Origin of the sequence: Streptomyces sp. KR80 (assembly GCF_052245555.1) — a bacterium.
Taxonomy (GTDB): Bacteria; Actinomycetota; Actinomycetes; order Streptomycetales; family Streptomycetaceae; genus Streptomyces.
Genome location: NZ_JBQQCD010000017.1, coordinates 33,138 through 51,468 on the forward strand (window position 1 = coordinate 33,138; position 18,331 = coordinate 51,468).

The 18,331-nt window shown below is 71.8% G+C and carries 15 protein-coding genes and 2 pseudogenes; 6 read left to right on the forward strand and 11 right to left on the reverse strand.

The window, feature by feature from the left end; genetic code table 11:
- The first annotated feature begins 48 nt into the window (after nucleotides 1–48).
- Nucleotides 49–222, forward strand: coding sequence for a hypothetical protein (locus tag ACTWQI_RS22335; protein WP_443273079.1), 174 nt, complete (start codon nucleotides 49–51; stop codon nucleotides 220–222).
- Nucleotides 219–1,070, forward strand: coding sequence for an EamA family transporter (locus tag ACTWQI_RS22340; RefSeq protein ID WP_443273081.1), 852 nt, complete (start codon nucleotides 219–221; stop codon nucleotides 1,068–1,070). Before ACTWQI_RS22335 ends, ACTWQI_RS22340 begins: the two co-directional genes overlap by 4 nt.
- Nucleotides 1,071–1,127: 57 nt before the next feature.
- Here the strand turns inward: ACTWQI_RS22340 and ACTWQI_RS22345 are convergent, their stop codons facing one another.
- From ACTWQI_RS22345 to ACTWQI_RS22365, 5 genes and pseudogenes are all read right to left on the reverse strand, one after another.
- Nucleotides 1,128–2,342: a serine hydrolase domain-containing protein gene (locus ACTWQI_RS22345; protein ID WP_443273083.1), complete on the reverse strand. Its 1,215-nt coding sequence runs from the start codon at nucleotides 2,340–2,342 to the stop codon at nucleotides 1,128–1,130.
- 101 nt (nucleotides 2,343–2,443) lie between these two features.
- Nucleotides 2,444–2,890, reverse strand: a complete 447-nt coding sequence (locus ACTWQI_RS22350; protein WP_443273085.1) for an organic hydroperoxide resistance protein — start codon at nucleotides 2,888–2,890, stop codon at nucleotides 2,444–2,446.
- Nucleotides 2,891–3,016: 126 nt separating this feature from the next.
- Nucleotides 3,017–3,901, reverse strand: a complete 885-nt coding sequence (locus tag ACTWQI_RS22355; protein WP_443273291.1) for an energy-coupling factor ABC transporter ATP-binding protein — start codon at nucleotides 3,899–3,901, stop codon at nucleotides 3,017–3,019.
- Nucleotides 3,898–4,659, reverse strand: coding sequence for a cobalt ECF transporter T component CbiQ (gene cbiQ, locus ACTWQI_RS22360; protein ID WP_443273087.1), 762 nt, complete (start codon nucleotides 4,657–4,659; stop codon nucleotides 3,898–3,900). The genes ACTWQI_RS22355 and cbiQ overlap by 4 nt, the downstream gene beginning before the upstream one ends.
- 3 nt (nucleotides 4,660–4,662) lie before the next feature.
- Nucleotides 4,663–5,873, reverse strand: a pseudogene (locus ACTWQI_RS22365) (energy-coupling factor ABC transporter permease).
- Nucleotides 5,874–6,156: 283 nt separating this feature from the next.
- On the opposite strand from ACTWQI_RS22365, the pseudogene ACTWQI_RS22370 reads away from it, so the two are divergent.
- Nucleotides 6,157–8,205, forward strand: a pseudogene (locus tag ACTWQI_RS22370) (MDR family MFS transporter); the annotation flags it as partial.
- 122 nt (nucleotides 8,206–8,327) lie between these two features.
- Complete coding sequence (locus ACTWQI_RS22375; RefSeq protein ID WP_443273089.1) at nucleotides 8,328–11,702, forward strand: S41 family peptidase; 3,375 nt, start codon at nucleotides 8,328–8,330, stop codon at nucleotides 11,700–11,702.
- Nucleotides 11,703–11,804: 102 nt separating this feature from the next.
- Here ACTWQI_RS22375 and ACTWQI_RS22380 read toward each other — a convergent pair whose 3' ends face one another.
- From ACTWQI_RS22380 to ACTWQI_RS22395, 4 genes are all read right to left on the reverse strand, one after another.
- Complete coding sequence (locus ACTWQI_RS22380; RefSeq protein WP_443273091.1) at nucleotides 11,805–12,029, reverse strand: hypothetical protein; 225 nt, start codon at nucleotides 12,027–12,029, stop codon at nucleotides 11,805–11,807.
- A 136-nt stretch (nucleotides 12,030–12,165) separates the two neighbouring features.
- The gene (locus ACTWQI_RS22385; RefSeq protein ID WP_443273093.1) at nucleotides 12,166–13,062 is read right to left on the reverse strand and encodes an SDR family oxidoreductase; all 897 of its coding nucleotides are present in this window, start codon (nucleotides 13,060–13,062) and stop codon (nucleotides 12,166–12,168) included.
- The gene (locus tag ACTWQI_RS22390; protein ID WP_443273095.1) at nucleotides 13,059–14,033 is read right to left on the reverse strand and encodes an alpha/beta fold hydrolase; all 975 of its coding nucleotides are present in this window, start codon (nucleotides 14,031–14,033) and stop codon (nucleotides 13,059–13,061) included. Before ACTWQI_RS22390 ends, ACTWQI_RS22385 begins: the two co-directional genes overlap by 4 nt.
- Nucleotides 14,030–15,553 carry a flavin-containing monooxygenase gene (locus tag ACTWQI_RS22395; RefSeq protein WP_443273097.1) on the reverse strand — a complete coding sequence of 508 codons (1,524 nt, stop codon included), beginning with the start codon at nucleotides 15,551–15,553 and terminating at the stop codon, nucleotides 14,030–14,032. The genes ACTWQI_RS22390 and ACTWQI_RS22395 overlap by 4 nt, the downstream gene beginning before the upstream one ends.
- A 221-nt stretch (nucleotides 15,554–15,774) precedes the next feature.
- Between ACTWQI_RS22395 and ACTWQI_RS22400 the strand changes: the two genes are divergently transcribed.
- Nucleotides 15,775–16,494: a MerR family transcriptional regulator gene (locus ACTWQI_RS22400; protein WP_443273293.1), complete on the forward strand. Its 720-nt coding sequence runs from the start codon at nucleotides 15,775–15,777 to the stop codon at nucleotides 16,492–16,494.
- Between the two features lie 100 nt (nucleotides 16,495–16,594).
- The gene (locus tag ACTWQI_RS22405) at nucleotides 16,595–16,834 is read left to right on the forward strand and encodes a DUF2277 domain-containing protein (RefSeq protein ID WP_443273099.1); all 240 of its coding nucleotides are present in this window, start codon (nucleotides 16,595–16,597) and stop codon (nucleotides 16,832–16,834) included.
- A gap of 90 nt (nucleotides 16,835–16,924) precedes the next feature.
- On the opposite strand, the gene ACTWQI_RS22410 is transcribed toward ACTWQI_RS22405, so the two are convergent.
- Nucleotides 16,925–17,398 (reverse strand): DUF309 domain-containing protein, encoded by a 474-nt coding sequence (locus ACTWQI_RS22410; protein WP_443273294.1) that lies wholly within the window; start codon nucleotides 17,396–17,398, stop codon nucleotides 16,925–16,927.
- A 106-nt stretch (nucleotides 17,399–17,504) separates the two neighbouring features.
- Entirely contained in the window at nucleotides 17,505–18,308 is an 804-nt protein-coding gene (locus ACTWQI_RS22415) for an exodeoxyribonuclease III (protein ID WP_443273101.1), read from the reverse strand.
- Between the last annotated feature and the right edge of the window lie 23 nt (nucleotides 18,309–18,331).

Consider the following 18,331-nt stretch of genomic DNA (forward strand, 5'->3'; position numbering starts at 1 on the left):
TGAGGTGCCCACTCGCGTGGCCGATACAGCTTTCGCTAGCGTCGGCCCATGCCCACACCAGATTCCGCCGGAGCCGCCCCTGATGCGGTGGATGCCGCGCACCCCCGGTCCGCCGATGTGCTGCGCGAGCTGGGACGGCAGGTCGAGATGCGCCGCTGTCCCGCGGCCCCCCGCGCGTACGCCGGCAGCACGCCGGTCGAGGCGTTCGAGCGGTCCGCGTGACGCCGCTCGTCGTGGCCGCGGTCCTCATCGCCGCGTTCACGCACGCCAGTTGGAACGCCATGGCCCACCACATCAAGGACCAGACGCTCGCTTTCACGCTGGTGAGCGGCGGCGGCGCGGTGTGCGGCGCCGCCCTCTCGTTCTTCACCCCGCTGCCGGCCGCGGCAGCCTGGCCGTATCTGATCGCCTCGGTCATCCTCCACCTCGGCTATATGACGCTGCTGATGCGGTCCTTCCGGCTCGGCGACTTCGGCCAGACGTACCCGATCGCGCGCGGTACGGCACCGCTCGTGGTGACGATGCTGGCAGCGGTGTTCGTCGGCGAGGTGCCGGACGGCCGGGTGACGGCGGGAGTCGCCGTGGCCTCGGCCGGACTGCTGGGCGTCGCCCTCTGGGGCATCCGCGGCTCGGGCATCCGCCCCCACTGGGCCGCGATCCTCGCAGCCGTGGCCACGGGGCTGTCAATCGCCGCGTACACCGTCGTCGACGGCGTCGGCGTCCGCGCCTCCGGCACCGCGCTCGGCTACCTGGCCTGGCTGATGATCCTGCAGGGACTCGCAATCCCCGCCTACGCCCTGGCGACCCGCCGCGGCGAACTGGCCGCGCAGCTGCGGCCGATCGCCGTACGGGGCCTGTGCGGCGCTCTGCTGGCGATCTCCGCCTACGCCCTGGTCCTCTGGGCCCAGACCCGAGCCCCCCTCGCCCCCATCGCCGCCCTCCGCGAATCCTCGATCATCGTGGGGGCGGCCATTGGCGCGCTCTTCTTCAAGGAGCGCTTCGGCGGCCCGAGGATCGCGGCGGCGACCCTGATGGTCCTGGGCATCGGCCTGATGCTGCAGGCCCACTGACGCACCGCGGGTCTGGGGGCACCCCTGGGGGCACGCCCCCAGGGGAGGGTGCCGCCCTCACCCTCCTTGCCAGGTCAGGCAGTCGCGGACCGCCCGGACCAGCGCCTGCGCCCTCGGGTCCGCGGTGACGTTCTGCTGCATGCTGCCGGTGACGTAGCCGAACCCGACGCCCCCCGCCGGGTCGCCGAAGGCGAGGGAGCCGCCGCGTCCCGGATGGCCGAAGGAGGCCGGCGAGAGCATCGGTGCGGCCGGTCCGTGCAGCATGTAGCCGAGTCCGAAGCGGGTGTTCACGATCAGCACGCGGTCCGGGCCCACGGACTCCTCCGTCCCTGCGAGGGTGAGCGTCGCAGGAGCGAAGAGCGGGCCGCTGTGTGGCACGGGTCCGATGAGGGCCGCGTAGAAGCGGGCCAGCGACCGGGCCGTGGCGACGCCGCCCGACGCGGGCAGTTCGGCGGCGCGGTAGCCGGGGTCGTTCTCGTCCGGCAGGGGGTCGATGGCCGCGAAGGCGCGCCGGGTGAGCGAGCCGGGGTCGCGATAGGCGTCGGAGACCGAGGGCCTGGGACGGATCCGCAGTCCTCGGACGGCCGGCGGGACCGGGGCCTGGAGGTCGCCGATGCGGCCGACCCGGCCCTGTTCGGCCTCCGGCAGCCCTATCCAGAGGTCGAGGCCGAGTGGACCGGAGATCTCCTCCGCGACCCAGCGGCCGATGCTGCGGCCGGTGACCCGGCGGACGAGCTCGCCGAGCAGCCAGCTGTACGTCTGGGCGTGGTACCCGTGGGCGGTGCCGGGCGCCCAGACGGGTGCCTGCGCGGCGACGGCGTTCGGACCGGAGACGCCGTCGGTGGCTTCGGCCGGGCTGAGCGGCGTGTCGAGCACGGGCACTCCGGCGCGGTGCGACAGCAGGTGGCGTACGAGGACGCGCTCCTTGCCCGCCGCCTTGAATTCGGGCCAGTACGTGCCGACGGACGCATCCAGGTCCAGCTGCCCACGCTGGTGCAGCAGCAGGGGTACGGCCGCCGCGACTCCCTTGGTGGCGGACCGGATGACCTGCGCCGTGTGCTCCGTCCAGGCCGTCGCCCCTGCCACCCCGTCCACGCCTTCCGCCGTGGGTGACCGCAGATCCGCGGTGCCCGCCCAAAGGTCGACGACCGGGCCGCGCCGGGTATGGACGGCGACGGCCGCCCCGCGCTCGCCGCGCTGCTCGAAGTTGCGGACGAAGGCGTCCCGGACCGGCTCAAAACCGCTCGCCACCATGCCCTGGACGTCCACCACTGGTCCGTACTCCCACCACGTTTGCGCTGCACCGACGACCTCCCATGGTGCATGGCGGACGGTGTCGCACCGCACGCGGGGGCGTCAGCGGCGGCCGCCCGTCAGGACAGCATGATCGAGACGTCGATGTTGCCGCGGGTCGCGTTGGAGTACGGGCAGACGTGGTGCGCCGACGCGACGAAGTGGTCGGCGAGCTCCTGGTCGAGGAGGGGTAACGAGACATTGAGGGCGACCGCCAGGCCGTAGCCGCCGTTCTGGTTGGGCCCGATGCCCACCTTGGCGCTGACCGTGGAGCCGGAGAGGTCGTATCCGGCCCGGCGGCCGACGAGCACGAGGGCGTTGTGGAAGCAGGCGCTGTAGCCCGCCGCGAAGAGCTGCTCGGGGTTGGTGCCCTCGCCGGTTCCGCCCATCTGGCGGGGCATGGCGACCTGCACTTCGAGGTGTCCGTCGTGTGAGGTGACGTAGCCGTCGCGGCCGCCGTGCGCAGTGGCCTCCGCGACATAGACGATCTTCGTCGGACGGGTGGCGATCGAGGCGTCCTGGGTCATGTCGCGCCCTCACACGGGAAGGAAGTTGCACACGGCTTCGGCGGCCACCAACGTATCGGCCAACCCAGGCCGGTTATTACCGGGTGGTAGCTACCCTCGGTACGTGGTAAGGGAATTGACGGTACTTCAGGCGCTGGGCACGGTCACCGAGCGTGGATCGAAGCCGAAGGGCAGCTCCAATCGGTGCGTCCGCATCAACTCCTCGTCGCACAGCAGGCTCTGCGTTCGGCCGTCGGCGGTGATCACCCCGTCACTGAGCACCACCGAGCGCGGACACAGCTCCAAGGCGTACGGCAGGTCGTGCGTGACCATCAGCAGTGTGACGTCCAAGGACCGCAGAATGTCGGCGAGTTCGCGGCGCGAGGCGGGGTCGAGGTTGGACGACGGCTCGTCGAGGACCAGAATCTCCGGCTCCATGGCGAGCACGGTGGCGACGGCGACCCGCCGCCGCTGCCCGAAGGACAGGTGGTGCGGCGGTCGCTCGGCGAACTCCGCCATGCCGACCCGCTCCAGGGCACGGGTGACCCGGGCCTCCAGCTCCACTCCCCGCAGCCCGGCGGCGGCCGGGCCGAAGGCGACGTCCTCGCGGACGGTGGGCATGAAGAGCTGGTCGTCGGGGTCCTGGAAGACGATGCCCACCCGGCGGCGGATCTCCGCCAAGTGACGCTGCTCCACAGGGAGTCCGGCGACGGTCACCGTGCCGGCTCCGCCCGGCCCGTCTCCGACTCCGCGCACCCGTCTCCCGCCACCGCCCGCAACGGAAGGCGCTTCGCGCCCACTTTCGACTCCTAGGATGCCGTTGAGGTGGAGGACAAGGGTGGTCTTGCCCGCACCGTTGGGACCGAGCAGAGCCACCCGCTCGCCCCGCGCCACGGTCAGGTCCACGCCGAAGAGCGCCTGGTGACCGTCGGGATAGGCGTAGGCAAGACCGGAGATCTCGAGCGAGGGCGCCGACGGCCGGGACGCGCCGGACGGACCGGAGGGGCCGAGAGGATCGAAGGGCGGGGTCATAGGGTCCATCCGACCAGGCATACGGCGAGCGCCGCTACGGGCAGGGCGGCCGCTGACGACCACTGGGCTCGGGTCGCCGTCTGCTGCTGCATCACCGGCATCCTCCCTGCGTAGCCGCGGCTCACCATGGCGAGATGGACCCGCTCCCCGCGCTCGTAGCTGCGGATGAAGAGCGCTCCGACCGATTTCGCCAGCACCCCCCAGTGCCGGATGCCGCGTGCCTCGAAACCGCGCGACGCCCGGGCGATCCTCATCCGGCGCATCTCGTCGCCGATCACATCGCCGTAGCGGATCATGAAGGATGCGATCTGGACGAGCAGCGACGGCATCCGCAGCCGCTGGAGGCCGAGGAGCAGTTCCCGCAGCTCGGTGGTGGAGGCGAGGAGCACGGATGCGGCGACGCCGAGGGTGCCCTTGGCGAGAATGTTCCAGGCGCCCCAGAGGCCGGGTTCGCTGAGGGACAGGCCGAACGCCTCGACGTACGGTCCGTCCGCCACGAACGGCAGCGACGCAGCGGAGACCACGAAGGGCACCTCGATGAGCAGCCTCTTGAGCAGGTGCCCGGCGGGGACCCGGGCGATGGCGGCGACGGTCACCAGCAGCAGTGCGTACAGGCCGAAGGCCCACACCGCCTCGCGCGGAGTGGAGACCACGACCAGGACGAAGCAGAGGACGGCCGCGATCTTGCAGTGGGCGGGCAGCCGGTGCACGCGAGAGCGTCCGTGACGGTAGAGCTTGTGGGCGTGACCGGCTCCCACGGCTCAGCTCTCCCCGGACTCTGCGGACCCACGGCGGCGTACGACCCAGAAGACGCCGGTGCCCACGGCGAGGGTCGCGCAGACCCCGATCACTCCCGCCAGGCCGCCGGAGAGCCGGGCGTCGGCCACGTCTTCGGTCCGGTAGTCGGCGAACAGCGAGTCCTTGGCCGCGTGCTCCTCGGTCTTCTTGTCGATGCCGTGGTCGGCGGCGACCCTCTCGAGGCCGTCGGGGCTCGCGGAGGCGTAGTAGCTGACGAAGCCGGCGAGGGCGAGCGCCAGGAGCACGCCCACGAGCCACAGGCGCCGGCTGCCGCCCCTGCCCGGGCGTGCGGGCCGCTGGGAGGTGCCAGAGGTATCCGGGGTCTCGAGGGAGTTGGTGTCGGCGGCCATCAGGACTTCCGCTCCTCGGTCTGCTGGGCGTCCGGGCGACCGGCGACGCCCGGCTTCTGGTCGGCTGCGCCGGGGCTGGTGGACGCGGAGCCGGTGGACGGCACGGCGGCCGCCATCTCGGCCACGGGCACGGCCGGGGCGGCAACAGGCGTGGAACGGAGTACGAGCCGCTGCCGCCGATCCCGCGCCCCGTACACCAGGTCCGGCCGCACCGCCACGACGGCGCCCACCGTCAGGGCGGTGATCAGCGCCTCGCCGATGCCGATGAGGACATGCACGCCGACCAGGGCCGTGAAGACCGTGCCGATGGCCACGTCGGTGGTCCCGCCGAGCGCGTAGAGGCCGGTGAAGGCGACCGCAGCGGCCGGCACGGAGACCAGTGCGGCCGTGAACGAGGCGGCGACGACCGAGCCGCGGCCACGCGGCAGCAGCCTCACCAGTCCGCGGAAGACGGCGTACGCGACAGGCACGGCGACCACGGCCATGTCGGTGATGTTGACGCCGAGGGCCGTGATGCCGCCGTCGGCGAACAGCACACCCTGGATCAGGAGCACCACCGAGAGGCACAGCACACCCGTATATGGGCCGACGAGGATCGCCGCGAGGGCGCCGCCCAGCAGATGTCCGCTGACCCCGGCCGCGACCGGGAAGTTCAGCATCTGCACGGCGAAGACGAACGCCGCGACGAGGCCGGCGAGCGGCGCGGTGCGCTCTCCCCCGAGCTCGCGGCGGGCGCCGCGCAGACTGACCGCGACAGCCGCCGCGGCGACCGCGGACGCCGCCGCCGATACCGGGGCGTCGATGAATCCGTCAGGGACGTGCATGGCGGGGCTCCGCTCCTGCGCTGCTCGGGAGTTGGCTGCAACCGTTCGATGATACGACCTACCTGCGAATCGTTTGCAAGAGCGCCCCTCACGCGAGAACGAGCCCGCTCGCCGCAGTGGCCGCTCCCCACGGGACGACCGGGCCCGCGTCAGCCAGAACGCGCTGAGCGCCGCCCCCGGCGCGCCGCACGCCCTGCCCGCACCCCCGAAGTCCGGTCGTCCCCGAGGTGGCGGTGCGGGCCCGCGCGCCGAATCCTGAAGGAGAGCCGATCCAGCGGCCCGCGGGAGGAGTGACGCCATGATCACGGCCACCGGCGAGCCCTCCACCGTGCCACCGGCGCTGAGCCGCCGGCGCACCAATGCGATCTTCGTGACGATCGTGCTCGGGCTGATGCTCGCCGCGCTCGACGTACTGATCATCTCGACCGCGCTGCCTACGATTGTCGCCGAGCTGGGCGGCGCGGGTCATATGGCCTGGGTCGTGACCGCGTATCTGCTCACCGAGACCGTCGCGACCGTCCTCGTCGGCAGGTTCGGTGACCTGTTCGGACGGAAGGTCGTCTTCCAGCTCAGTGCGGTGGTCTTCATCGGCGGCTCGATCCTCGCGGGCGCGGCGGGCAGCATGCTCATGCTGATCATGGGCCGGGCGATCCAGATCCAGGGCGCCGGGGCGGGCGGTCTCTTGGTCACGGCCATGGCGCTCATCGCCGACGTCATCCCGCTGCGGCAGCGGGGCAAGTACCAGGGCGCACTGGGCGCGATCTTCGGCATCACGACGGTGGTCGGCCCGACCCTCGGCGGGTTCCTCACCGACCAGGCCACCTGGCGCTGGTGCTTCTACATCAACATCCCGATCGCCGCGGTGATGGTCGTCATGGCGGCTCGTACGATCCCGGTCGTACGGGCGGTGGTGCGGCCGGTGATCGACTATGTGGGCATCGTGCTGGTGGCGCTCGGGGCGTCGGCCCTCGTCCTCGCCGTGGAGTGGGGCGGCCGGACCTACCCCTGGAACTCGGCGATCATCATCGGCCTGCTCGCCGGATCCGTGGCAGTGCTCACCCTGTTCGTCTTCGCGGAACACCGGGCCCGTGAACCGGTGATCCCGATGGATCTCTTCCGGGACCCGGTCTTCGCGGTCTGCTCGATCCTGAGCTTCATCGTCGGCTTCTCGCTGCTCGGCGCCCTCACCTATCTCCCGACGTATCTGCAGTACGTCAACGGGATCAGCGCGACCGCGTCCGGGGTGCTCACCCTTCCGCTGGTGGTCGGGTTGCTGGGCACCGCCCTGCTGTCCGGCGAGGTGGTCAGCCGGACCGGCCGGTACCGGATGTTCCCGATTCTCGGCACCGGTACGACGGCGCTGGCCCTGGCGCTGATGGCCACCATGGGCGCGACCACCGGGGCGTGGCTGGAGGCCCTGTACATGTTCGTGCTGGGCCTGGGCATCGGAATGACCATGCAGGTGCTGACCATCGTGGTGCAGAACACCGTTCCGTATCACGACCTGGGCGCCGCGACCTCCGGCGTCACCTTCTTCCGGACGCTCGGCGCCGCCTTCGGCACAGCCGTCTTCGGAAGTCTCTACAGCAGCAGGCTGGATCCGAACCTCGAGCAGGCGCACGCCGAGGCGCCCGGGGTCCCGGACGCCCTGGTGCAGAGCCCGGAAGGCCTGCACCGGCTTCCCGACGAGCAGGCGGCCCCGTTCATCAACGCCTACGCCGAGACCGTGAACGACGTCTTCCTGTGGGTCGTCCCGGTCGCCCTCGCAGGCTTCCTGGTGTCGTGGTTCCTGAAGGAGGTACCGCTGCGGGACAGCGCCCGGGCCGGGGCACTGGACATCGGTGAGGGGTTCGCGGCGCCGGACACCGCGGACGCCGACCGGCAGCTGGCACGTGCTGTGGCGAGCGTGCTGCGCAAGGTCGAGGGGCCGCTGACCGTACAACTCCTCGCGGACGCCGGCAGCGCGCTCTCGCCCGGCGAGGCCTGGGCACTCGGGCAGATCCACTGGCGCGAGCGGATCAAGGGCGTGGCGGACCTGGACGCGGTCGCCGCCGCGCACCGCATGCCGGTGGACGTGCTGGAGCCGGTCTTCACCCGGATCGCCGAGGCCGGGTACGCGGAGCGGATCGACGGCCAGCTCCGGCTGACCGCCACCGGTCAGACGGAGATCGACCAGCTGACGGGTGCGTGGCGACACTGGCTCGACGAACGGCTCGAGGACTGGGACGTCCGCGACCCCGCGGACCGGGCGCGGCTGGACCGGGCTCTGGACCACCTGGCCGCCGAGCTGCTGGAGGAGGCGGAGGCGCAGTACGTGCGCACGCCCTTGTGACCGCCGCACGGGCCGCTGGGCGCTGGGACGGCGGCTTGCTCCGGTGCGGTACGGATGCGAGCAATCCGGGGCGTCCCCGCCACGAGTTGCCAGTCCCCGGACCCGCCCGGGACATTGGTGTAGTGAGCGACGGCGCGTACCTCCGGTTTCCGCACCTCCACGAGGGTCTGCTCTGCTTCGCCGCCGAGGACGATCTGTGGGTGGCGCCGGTCGCCGCACCGGGCGCCACGCCCGAACGCGCCTGGCGCGTGACCGTCGACCGGACCAGAGTCGGCCACCCGCGGTTCTCCCCCGACGGCACCCAGATCGCCTTCACCACCTGGCGCAGCCTCGACCCCGAGATCCATCTGGCGCCGGTCGACGGCGGCCCCGCCCGCCGTCTCACGTACTGGGGGAGCACGGACACCCGCGTCTGTGGCTGGACACCCCCGGAGGACGGGGTCTCCCACATCCTGGCCGTGGGCTCGCACGGTCAGCCGTTCTCGCACTTCTCCTGGGCCTACAAGGTGCCCACCGACGGCAGTCCCGGCGGCAGGCTGCCCTGGGGCCCGGTCTCCGACATCGCGGTGGCCGATGTCGACGGCGAGCACCAGAGCCTGCTGCTGGCCGGGAAGCCGCCGCACGAGCCGGCCGCCTGGAAGCGCTACCGGGGCGGAGCCACCGGGCGGATGTTCGTGCACGGCAAGCGGCTGCTGGCCGGTCTCGGCGGGCACGTGGACTGCCCGATGTTCGTCGGCGGTGGCCCCGGCCAGCCCAGGGGGAGGATCGCGTTCCTGTCCGACCACGAGGGCATCGGCAATCTCTACTCCTGCCTGCCCGACGGCTCCGACCTGCGGCGCCACACCGACCACGAGGAGTTCTACGCCCGGCATGCGTCGACCGACGGCACTCGCGTGGTCTACCAGTGCGCGGGGGACGTGTGGCTGGTCGAGGATCTGTCGCCCGCCTCCTTGCCGCGCCGGCTGGAGGTCCGGCTGGGTGGCCCGCGCGCCGGGCGGCGTGCGTACCAGATCCCGGCCGCGGAGCACATCGACTCGCTCTCCGTCGACAGCACCGGGCGCGCGAGCGCCGTCTGCGTGCGCGGGAGCCTCTACTGGCTCACCCACCGCGAGGGCCCGGCCCGCGCCATCACCGACGTCCCGGGCGTACGGATCCGGCTGCCGGAGATGCTGGGTTCGACGGGACGGGTCGCGTATATCACCGACGCGGAGGGCGATGACGCGGTCGAGATCGCCGACCTGCCGCGGGTCGGGCGTACGCGCGAGCCGCGCCGGGTCGCCGCCGGGAGGCTCGGCCGGGTGCACGAGCTGATCTCCTCGCCGGACGGCGAACGGCTGGCCATCGCCACCCACGACGGGCGGCTGCTGATCCTGACCGTGCCCGATGAGCAGTCGAGCGGCGAGATCGCGGTGGAGGGCAGGGGGGTCGGGGAGGACTCGGCGGGCGCGGTCACCGAGCTGGTCCGGTCCCTCAACGGCCCGGTCCGCGACCTCGCCTTCTCCCCCGACTCGGAGTGGATCACCTGGTCCCACCCGGGGATCGGCCGCTCGCTGCGCCAGATCAGGATGGCCAAGCTCGCGGACCGGACGATCGTCGACGTCACCAACGGCCGGTTCGAGGACGAACAACCGGTGTTCACCCGGGACGGCCGCTATCTCGCCTTCCTCTCCTGGCGCGGCTTCGACCCGGTCTACGACGTGCACACCGGCGATCTGTCCTTTCCCCTGGGCTGCCGCCCGCACCTCGTACCCCTGTCATCGGCGACGCCCTCGCCCTTCGCCCTGTCCGCCGAGGGCCGGCCCGCCGCCGGAGGCCTCGACCCGGACGACTCCGCCGAGGGCGACGGCCATGTGACGGTCGAGGTCGAGGGGCTGCCGAGCCGGGTGACCCCCTTCCCCGTCTCGGCCTCCAAGTACTCGTCCCTGCATCCGGTCAGCGGCGGCGGGCTGGTCTGGCTGCGGTGGCCGATCTCGGGCGCCCTCGGTGAGACGTTCGCCAATCCGGCGGACGTGTCGGGCCGGCCGACGCTGGAGCACTTCGACGTCGTGCGCGCCAAGCGCACCGAACTGGTCACCCATCTCGACTGGTTCGCGACCAGCGGCGACGGGACGCGGCTGGTCATCAACGACGAGGACGAGCTGCGGGCGATCCCCGCGACCGAGCCCGGCGACAGCGAAACGACGGTCCACCTCGACCTGCGGCGCATCATGCACCAGGTGGATCCGGAGGCGGAGTGGCGGCAGGCGTACGAGGAGGCCGGCCGGATCGTCCGGGCGTACTTCTGGGAGCCGGGGATGTGCGGTGTCGACTGGGATGGCGTGCTGGCCCAGTACCGGCCGCTGGTCGAACGGGTCGCCTCGCCCGACGAGTTCGCCGATCTGTTGCGCGAGGTGCTGGGTGAGCTGGGGACCTCCCACGCGTACGTCACCCCCGCTCGGCGCAGTGAGGGCCCGCGCCACTACCAGCGGCCGATCGGGCTGCTCGGTGCCAACTTCGCGCGGACCAAGGACGGCCGGTGGGCCACGGTGCGCATTCTGCCCGGTGAGTCCTCCGACCCGCGGGCCCGCTCCCCCCTCGCCGGTTCGGGGATCCACGCCGGTGCGATCCTCACCCATGTCGACGGGCGGCCGGTGGACCCGGTGTCCGGCCCCTACCCGCTGCTGGCCGCCGCCGGCGGCACGACGGTGGAACTGACCTTTTCTCCGGCCGAGGGCGACGGCCCGGCCCGGCGGATCGCGGTGATGCCGCTGATCGACGAACGGCCGCTGCGTTACCAGGACTGGGTGGCCAAGCGCCGTGCGGTGGTCCGGGAGAGCAGCGGCGGCCGGTGCGGCTATCTGCACATCCCCGACATGGGGGGCTCCGGCTGGGCACAGTTCAACCGCGATCTGCGGATGGAGATGGCCCGTGACGCGCTCATCGTGGACGTGCGGGGCAACGCGGGCGGCAACATCAGCGAGTTGGTGATCGAGAAGCTCACCCGGACCGTTCTGGGCTGGGATCTGACGCGCGACGCCCAGCCGGTGTCGTACACCTCCAACGCACCGCGCGGCCCGATCGTCGCGCTCGCGGACGAAATGACCTCCTCCGACGGCGACATGATCACGGCGGCCTTCAAACTGCTCGGCCTGGGGCCGGTGGTGGGGCTGCGGACGTGGGGCGGAGTGGTCGGAATGACGGGGCGGCACAAGCTCGGCGACGGGACGGTCATCACGGTGCCGATGAACGCGGCCTGGTTCGACGGCTACGGGTGGGGGGTCGAAAACCACGGTGTCGAACCGGACGTCAAGGTGGACCGTACCCCGCTCGACTGGGCGGAGGGACGGCACAAGCAGCTCGACGACGCCGTGGAGCTCGCGCTGGAACTCCTGGAGCGGCACCCCGCCAGGAAGCCGCCGGGCTACGGGGGCGTACCGGAGCTGCGTCGCCCCAAGCTGCCTGCGCGTGGCGACACTCCCCGGCCGTCGACGGGCGGAGACCGCCGGACATCGGACTGAGGGAAGCCGAGGGCTGAGCGCGCGAAAAGGGGCACGACCCGCGGGCCGCGCCCCTTTCCGATGCGCCATGTGCAAAACACGGAGATGCGATGCGTTACGAACTCAGCGGTCCTGCTCGTCCGACAGGTCGTCCAGTGACTGCTGACCCGGGTCGCGGACTTCGTCCTCTACCTCCCGGCCTTCACCCTGTGGACCGCGCCCGCGCATGCCCTGTGGGTTCCGGCCCTGCTGGGATTCCCCGCTCTGGCCGCCGCCCCGTTTCTTCTGCTTGGCACGCTGCTGCTGCATCTGCTGCGTCTTGTCCTGGAACTGGTCCTTTATGCCCATCAGTGTCACTCCTTATCGGGTGATGTGGGTTTCGGTCCCGGACAAGCGTTACACGCTTCGAAACACTTCGCATTTCAGACCGCACTTTCGCCTGCGCAGAGTAACGAAGCGCAGCTCAGGGGGCGAACACGGAGTGCTACGCCCCCCGTTCCGCACGCGTCTTCTCGTCGGCCGCGCCCCCCGCGCCCACCAGACCGCCGCGCGCTCCCCGGGTCGCGGCCAGGCGCGGCTCGAACCGCCGCATCTCGCGCTGCCCGACCGCTGCGATGATCCCCGGCAGATAGCCGCGGACGGCGTGCATACCGCGCAGCCACCCCTGCCCGTAGACGTGCGACGAACGCCGCTCGATGCCCTGGACGATCCGGTCGACCGCCGGGCCCAGAGGGTACGTGCGGTTGGCCGGCCAGGGCAGCCGCTGCCGCAACTCGCGCATCACGTCGTCCTCGTCGGCGCCGCGGACCATGTCCGTGTCGGTCCAACTCAGATAGCCCACCCCGACCTTGACGCCCCGGTGGCCCACCTCGGCACGCAGACAGTGCGCGAACGCCTCGACACCCGACTTCGACGCGCAGTACGCGGACATCATCGGCGCGGGGGTGATCGCGGCGAGCGAGGCGATCTGCAGCAGATAGCCGCGGCTCTGCAACAAGGCCGGCAGAAAGGCCCGCGAGGTCACGGCGCTGCCGATCAGATTGACCTCCACCACCCGGCTCCAGGAGTGCGCGTCGGAGTCGAGGAACGGACCGCCCTGCGCCACACCGGCGTTGGCGACCACGATGTCGACCGTGCCGAAGCGCTCCGTCACCTCGCGTGCGACCCGCTCCATCGCCACGACGTCGGTGACATCCGCGTGCCACTGACCCGACTCGGTAGGCAGCAGGGCGGAGACCCGCTGCAACTCCTGCGGTTCCAGGCCGATGAGCGCGATCTTCGCCCCGCGGGCAGCGAGTTTGCGGGCCAGCAGCTCGCCGACGCCGCGTGCCGCGCCGGTCACGGCTGCGACCTTGCCTTCCAGGCTTGTGCGTGCTCTCATCGCGTCTCCTCCTCGGCCGTCTTCTGCCGGCGTTGCTGACGTACGACCGTGGGCGGGCGGCCGGCAGTGAGGTGATCGGTCACGAGTTCGCGGATCGCCCCGGTGACCCGCTCCGGCGCTTCCATCGGCGTCATGTGGCCCAGGCCCGGGAGTTCCGTGAGTCCGACGCAGTGCGGCAGCGCCGCGGCCAGCCTGCGGGCGTGCGCCACAGCGGTGAGCCGGTCCGCCGTGCCCGCGAGCACCGCGGTCGGCACCGTCAGCCGCCCGAGCTCCGAGTCCAGATCGAGATCGGCGAGCACTCCGGCCCAGGCGGCGCGTACGGCGCGGGGACAGGCGTGAACGATGCGGGCGCACGCCGCCACCATCTCGGGGTCCGAACCCGGGCCCATCGTCGCGTACTTGAGCAGCCACTTCGCCAGCGGCGTGACCGGGCCGAGCGGAGCGCGCGAGCCGAGCAGCGCGCGGTGCAGTCGCGTCCGTACCCGTCCTGACCGCAGTGGTACGACCGTGGCGTCGGCCAGCAGGCGCGAGCTACCGGTGCTGCACAACAACGCTGCCGCGGCGTGCTCCCGGAGCGCCGGACGACCTGCGGCGGCCATGAGGGTCATGCCACCCATGGAGTGCCCGGCGAGCACCGCGCGCTCGCCGGCGGTCAGCACCGCCCCGAGCACGGCCTCGAGGTCGTCCGCGAGCGCGCGCGTACTGTAGGCGCCGAGGTTGCGCGCGGGGCTCCGCCCGTGGCCCCGCTGGTCGTACACCACCACGCGGTGGTCGCCCGCGAGTCCGCGGACGACCCGGGCCCAGAAGGCGGTGGAGCAGGTCCAGCCGTGCACGAGGACGACGGTCGGCGCACCCTCGGGGCCGTGCACCTCGACGTGCAGCCGGGCCCCGTCGGCGGACACGGCGGTCAGTTCACGCGCCGCCACGGGCGGGTCGTACGGACCGGAGGCGACCTGGGTCAGCCGGCTCATGCGACGCGCTCCTGCGCTGCCGCCGCATCGACGGCCGACCGGGCAGGGGCGCGCAGCACCGCGTACTCCGCGAGGTCCACCCGCCGCGTCACCCTGCGGAACTCGCCTGTCGTGCCCGGCCAGACCGTCGTGTTGCGGCCGTTGGCGTCGAGGTACCAGCTGTCGCAGCCTCCGGTGTTCCACACCGTGCGCTCCATCCGCTCCTGGATCTTCCGGTTCCAGGCGGCTACGGCCGAGGGCCGGGCGTCCAGGGCGACCCTGCCGCCCAGGACGTCGAGCTGGCGCAGGAAGTCCACCATGTAGTTCAGCTGCGACTCGATGATCAGGATCATCGAGCTGTTCCCGAGCCCGGTGTTGGGGCCGATGATAGTGAGGAAGTTCGGGAAGCCGGCCGCGCTCGTCCCGCGCAGCGCCTCCATGCCGCCCTTCCACTCCTCCGCGAGCGTCGTCCCGTTGGCGCCGGTGACGCGGTGCGCGATCGGCATGTCCGTGACGTGGAATCCGGTGCCGAAGACGATGGCGTCGGCGTCGGTCTCGGTGCCGTCGGCCGCCACCAGTGTCGTGCCGCGAACCTCCTTCAGGCCCGAGGCGACCAGGTCGACATTGGGCTTTACGAGCGCCGGGTAGTAGTCGTTGGAGAGCAGGATGCGCTTGCAGCCGATGCGGTAGTCCGGCGTGAGCTTGGCCTGCATCCCAGGGTCCTTGACGGCCTTCTTCATATGGGACTTGGCGAGGGCCTGAACGAATCCGAGCTCGGTCGGCCGCTTGGTGAATGCGCTGACCTGCAGCTCGCGAATGCCCCACAGCAGTCCGCGGCGCAGCGCGCGCGTGGCGGGCAGCCTGCTGTGCAGCCAGCGCTCGGCTGCGGTGATCTTCCGGTCCATCCGGGGCAGCACCCACGGCGCCGTGCGCTGGAAGAGCGTGAGCCGGTCGACGGTCGGCTGGATGGAGGGCACGATCTGGATCGCCGAGGCACCCGTGCCGATCATCGCCACCCGCTTCCCGCGCAGGTCGTAGTCGTGGTCCCAGCGCGCCGAGTGGAACACCTTGCCGGGGAAGGCATCCAAGCCCGGAACGGCGGGGAGCTTCGGTTCGGAGAGCGGCCCGGTCGCGGAGACCACGACCTCCGCGGTGAGCGCACCGGAGGCGGTCACGATCTCCCAGTGCAGCGCCTCGGTGTCCCAGTGCACGCTGAGCACCTCGGAGTTGAACCGGATGTGCGGGCGGATCCCGAAGGTGTCGGTGACCCGCTCCAGGTAGGCCCGGATGTCCGGCTGCCCGGAGAAGGCCCGCGGCCACCCGGGATCGGGCGCGAAGGAGAACGAATACAGGTGGGACGGGACGTCGCACGCGCAGCCGGGGTAGGTGTTGTCCCGCCAGGTGCCGCCGACGGCATCGGCCCGCTCCAGGACCGTGAAGTCGGTGATGCCCGCCCGGCGCAGCCGGACGGCGGCCCCTAGCCCGCCGAATCCGGATCCGATCACCGCGACCCGTACGTGTTGCCGCCCGCGTTCGGCCATGTCGCCCGCCTCCCAGCACACCTGAAGGAACCACGCCAGCAGTCACTGGCGCGGTTCGGAGGGTAGAGCAGGAACGTACCCATGGGTAGGGGGTGGGCGTCCGGAAGTTACCGCCGGTTCTCCGCACGCTCGTCCCGGGGGACGCGTCTTAGGCTGCTGGTGTGCGTAACGACGAGGAAGAGGACACGGGACGGGGCCGACGCGAGCCCCGTGAGTACCGGATGGCGGAGCTGGCCAGGGAGGCCGGCATCAGCGTGCGCACCGTGCGCTTCTACCGGGAGCGCAAGCTGCTGCCGGCGCCGCGCCGCGAGGGCCGTATCGCCTGGTACAACGAGCACCACCTGGCCCAGCTGCGCACCATCGCGGCTCTCCTGGAGCGCGGCCACACGCTCGGCGGCATCGCCGAACTGCTGGCCGCCTTCAAGGAGGGCCGGGACGTCGGCGAGGTGCTCGGCATGGAGAGCGCGATCACCGTCCCCTGGTCCGAAGAGACCCCGGTCCGGCTCACCCCGGAGGAACTGGCCGACCGCTTCGCGGGCGAGGTCACCCCGGAGAACCTCACCGCCTGCCTCGAACTCGGCTACATCGCACCCGACGGCGACGAGATCGTACACGTCAGCCGCCGGCTGCTGGACGCGTCCAGCGCTCTGGTCGACCAGGGCGTTCCGCTGGCGGTCGTCCTGGCGGCGGCCCGGCAGGTCCGCAGTCACGCCGAGGCTCTCGCCGAGCTGTTCACCGGGATCATCCGCGCCCATGTGGTCGCCGGCGCCCTGGACGGCAGGGCGTCCGGCGAACCGCTGACCGAGGACGAGATCGCCGAGCTCACCAAGACGATCGAGGCACTCCGCCCCATCTCCAAGAGCGTGGTCGACGCGGAACTGTCCATGGCCATGGACCGCAGACTGCGCGCCGAGGCCGAGAGCTGGTTCGGTCTCCAGTAACACGGCCGGGCGTGGTACGAGGCGCGGGCTCCGGTGCGCGTGACAGCGGAAGGTGCTCGCATGCGGCCCGAGCGGCACCGGCACGGGGCACACTGGACGCATGTGCCGCAGCATCAAGACTCTCCGCCCGCCCGTGACGGAACAGGTCGGTGACGAGGACATCAGGGCGGCTGCACTGCAGTACGTCCGCAAGGTCTCGGGGTTCCACACCCCGGCCGCCCACAACCGCGCCGCCTTCGATCAGGCCGTGGACGCCGTGACCGACGCCACCCGGCAGCTCCTCGGCGACCTCGTGGTCCGGGGCGCGGGAACACGACGGCCGGCCGCCGACTCCGCCTGAACGGGTTCGTGTGAGGGCTCCTGCGCGACGGCCCTGCGTGAACGCCGCGGTGTGGACGCCGCCCTCTGTGAGTGCCGTCGCCGGGCGGCGTCACCGCCCCGCCCGGTCGTCCGCCCGCACCGGGGGAGGGACGAGAGGACCGGAGCCGCCCGGTCGCCTCTCCGCGAGGCCGTCCGCGCTCTCCCTCGCCCATCGGGCGAGGCCGTCGACATCGATGCCGTGGGGCGGCTGCCCGGCGAAGGGCGTGATCGCGTCCGCCGCCCGCCGGAGCAGCGCCACCGCGCCGCGCGTATTGCCGCGCGCCGCATGGGTCACGCCCACGGCGAACTGCGCCAGGCCCTTCCAGAGCGCCCGCTCCGGACCGTCGGTGGACTTCCAGGCGTCCTCGAAGACCTCGTGTGCGTGGAAGGGCATGCCCGCGTCGAGCAGCCGCTGGGCCTCGGCGAGCGTCTCGTCCGGGGTGCGCCGTACGCCTTCGGGCTGCCGCTCGACGCCTGGGGCACCGTGGGGCAGCGGCCGCCCCAGCCCGTCGCGCGGCCGCGCGCTGCGGGCACGTCCGGACAGGTCGCGATCTCGCTCGGCAGCGCGCTCGTGGTCGCGGGCACGGTCATGGTCATGGTCAGGGGTGCTGTCGCTCACGCCTCCATGGTGCCCGTACGAGACCGTCCCGTCAGTGGCCGGTCGCGTACGCCACCGTTACCGGCGCATGGTCCGACCAGCGCAGGTCGTAGCTGGTCGCCCGTTCCACGACCGCCTTCACCGCGCGCTCGGCGAGCCCCCGCGTCGCCACGTGGTAGTCGATCCGCCATCCGCTGTCGTTGTCGAACGCCTTCCCGCGGTACGACCACCAGGTGTACGGGCCGTCGACGTCCGGGTGCAGCCGCCGCACGACGTCGGCGTACTCCACCTCGTCGAAGACCCGGCTCAGCCACGCCCGCTCCTCCGGAAGGAAACCCGCCTTCTTGACGTTTGCCTTCCAGTTCTTGAGGTCCGCCGCCCGGTGCGCGATGTTCCAGTCGCCGCACACCAGCACCTCGCGCCCCTCGGCCGCGGAACGCTCCCGCAGCTCCTTCAGGTACGGCAGGAACTCCCCCATGAAGCGCTCCTTTTCGTCCTGCCGCGCGGTGCCCGCCTCGCCCGAAGGCAGGTAGAGGCTCGCCACCGTCACGCCCGGCAGGTCGATCTCGACGTACCGCCCGCTGTCGTCGAACTCCGACGAACCGAAGCCGATCTGCACCCGGTCCGGCTCCCTGCGCGAGTACAGGGAGACGCCCGCACGGCCCTTGGCGGCCGCCGGTGCGTGGACGGCGTACCAGCCGCCTGGCTGCCGCACCTCCTCGGGCAACTGACCGGGCTCCGCCCGGACTTCCTGCAGGCACACCACATCGGCGGAGGTGTCCGCCAGCCACTCCACGAAGCCCTTCCTGGCGGCGGCGCGGAGACCGTTCACGTTCACGGACGTCACAGTAAGCACCCGGGCACGATACGGGAGCCGGT

Coding starts and splice junctions, on each gene's coding strand:
- ACTWQI_RS22355 (WP_443273291.1), bottom strand. CDS start 3,901: ATGACCCCGCCCTTCGATCCTCTCGGCCCCTCCGGTCCGTCCGGCGCG.
- ACTWQI_RS22400 (WP_443273293.1), top strand. CDS start 15,775: ATGGCGGAGCTGGCCAGGGAGGCCGGCATCAGCGTGCGCACCGTGCGC.
- ACTWQI_RS22385 (WP_443273093.1), bottom strand. CDS start 13,062: ATGAGAGCACGCACAAGCCTGGAAGGCAAGGTCGCAGCCGTGACCGGC.
- ACTWQI_RS22405 (WP_443273099.1), top strand. CDS start 16,595: ATGTGCCGCAGCATCAAGACTCTCCGCCCGCCCGTGACGGAACAGGTC.
- ACTWQI_RS22390 (WP_443273095.1), bottom strand. CDS start 14,033: ATGAGCCGGCTGACCCAGGTCGCCTCCGGTCCGTACGACCCGCCCGTG.
- ACTWQI_RS22380 (WP_443273091.1), bottom strand. CDS start 12,029: ATGGGCATAAAGGACCAGTTCCAGGACAAGACGCAGCAGATGCAGCAG.
- ACTWQI_RS22350 (WP_443273085.1), bottom strand. CDS start 2,890: ATGACCCAGGACGCCTCGATCGCCACCCGTCCGACGAAGATCGTCTAT.
- ACTWQI_RS22395 (WP_443273097.1), bottom strand. CDS start 15,553: ATGGCCGAACGCGGGCGGCAACACGTACGGGTCGCGGTGATCGGATCC.
- ACTWQI_RS22335 (WP_443273079.1), top strand. CDS start 49: ATGCCCACACCAGATTCCGCCGGAGCCGCCCCTGATGCGGTGGATGCC.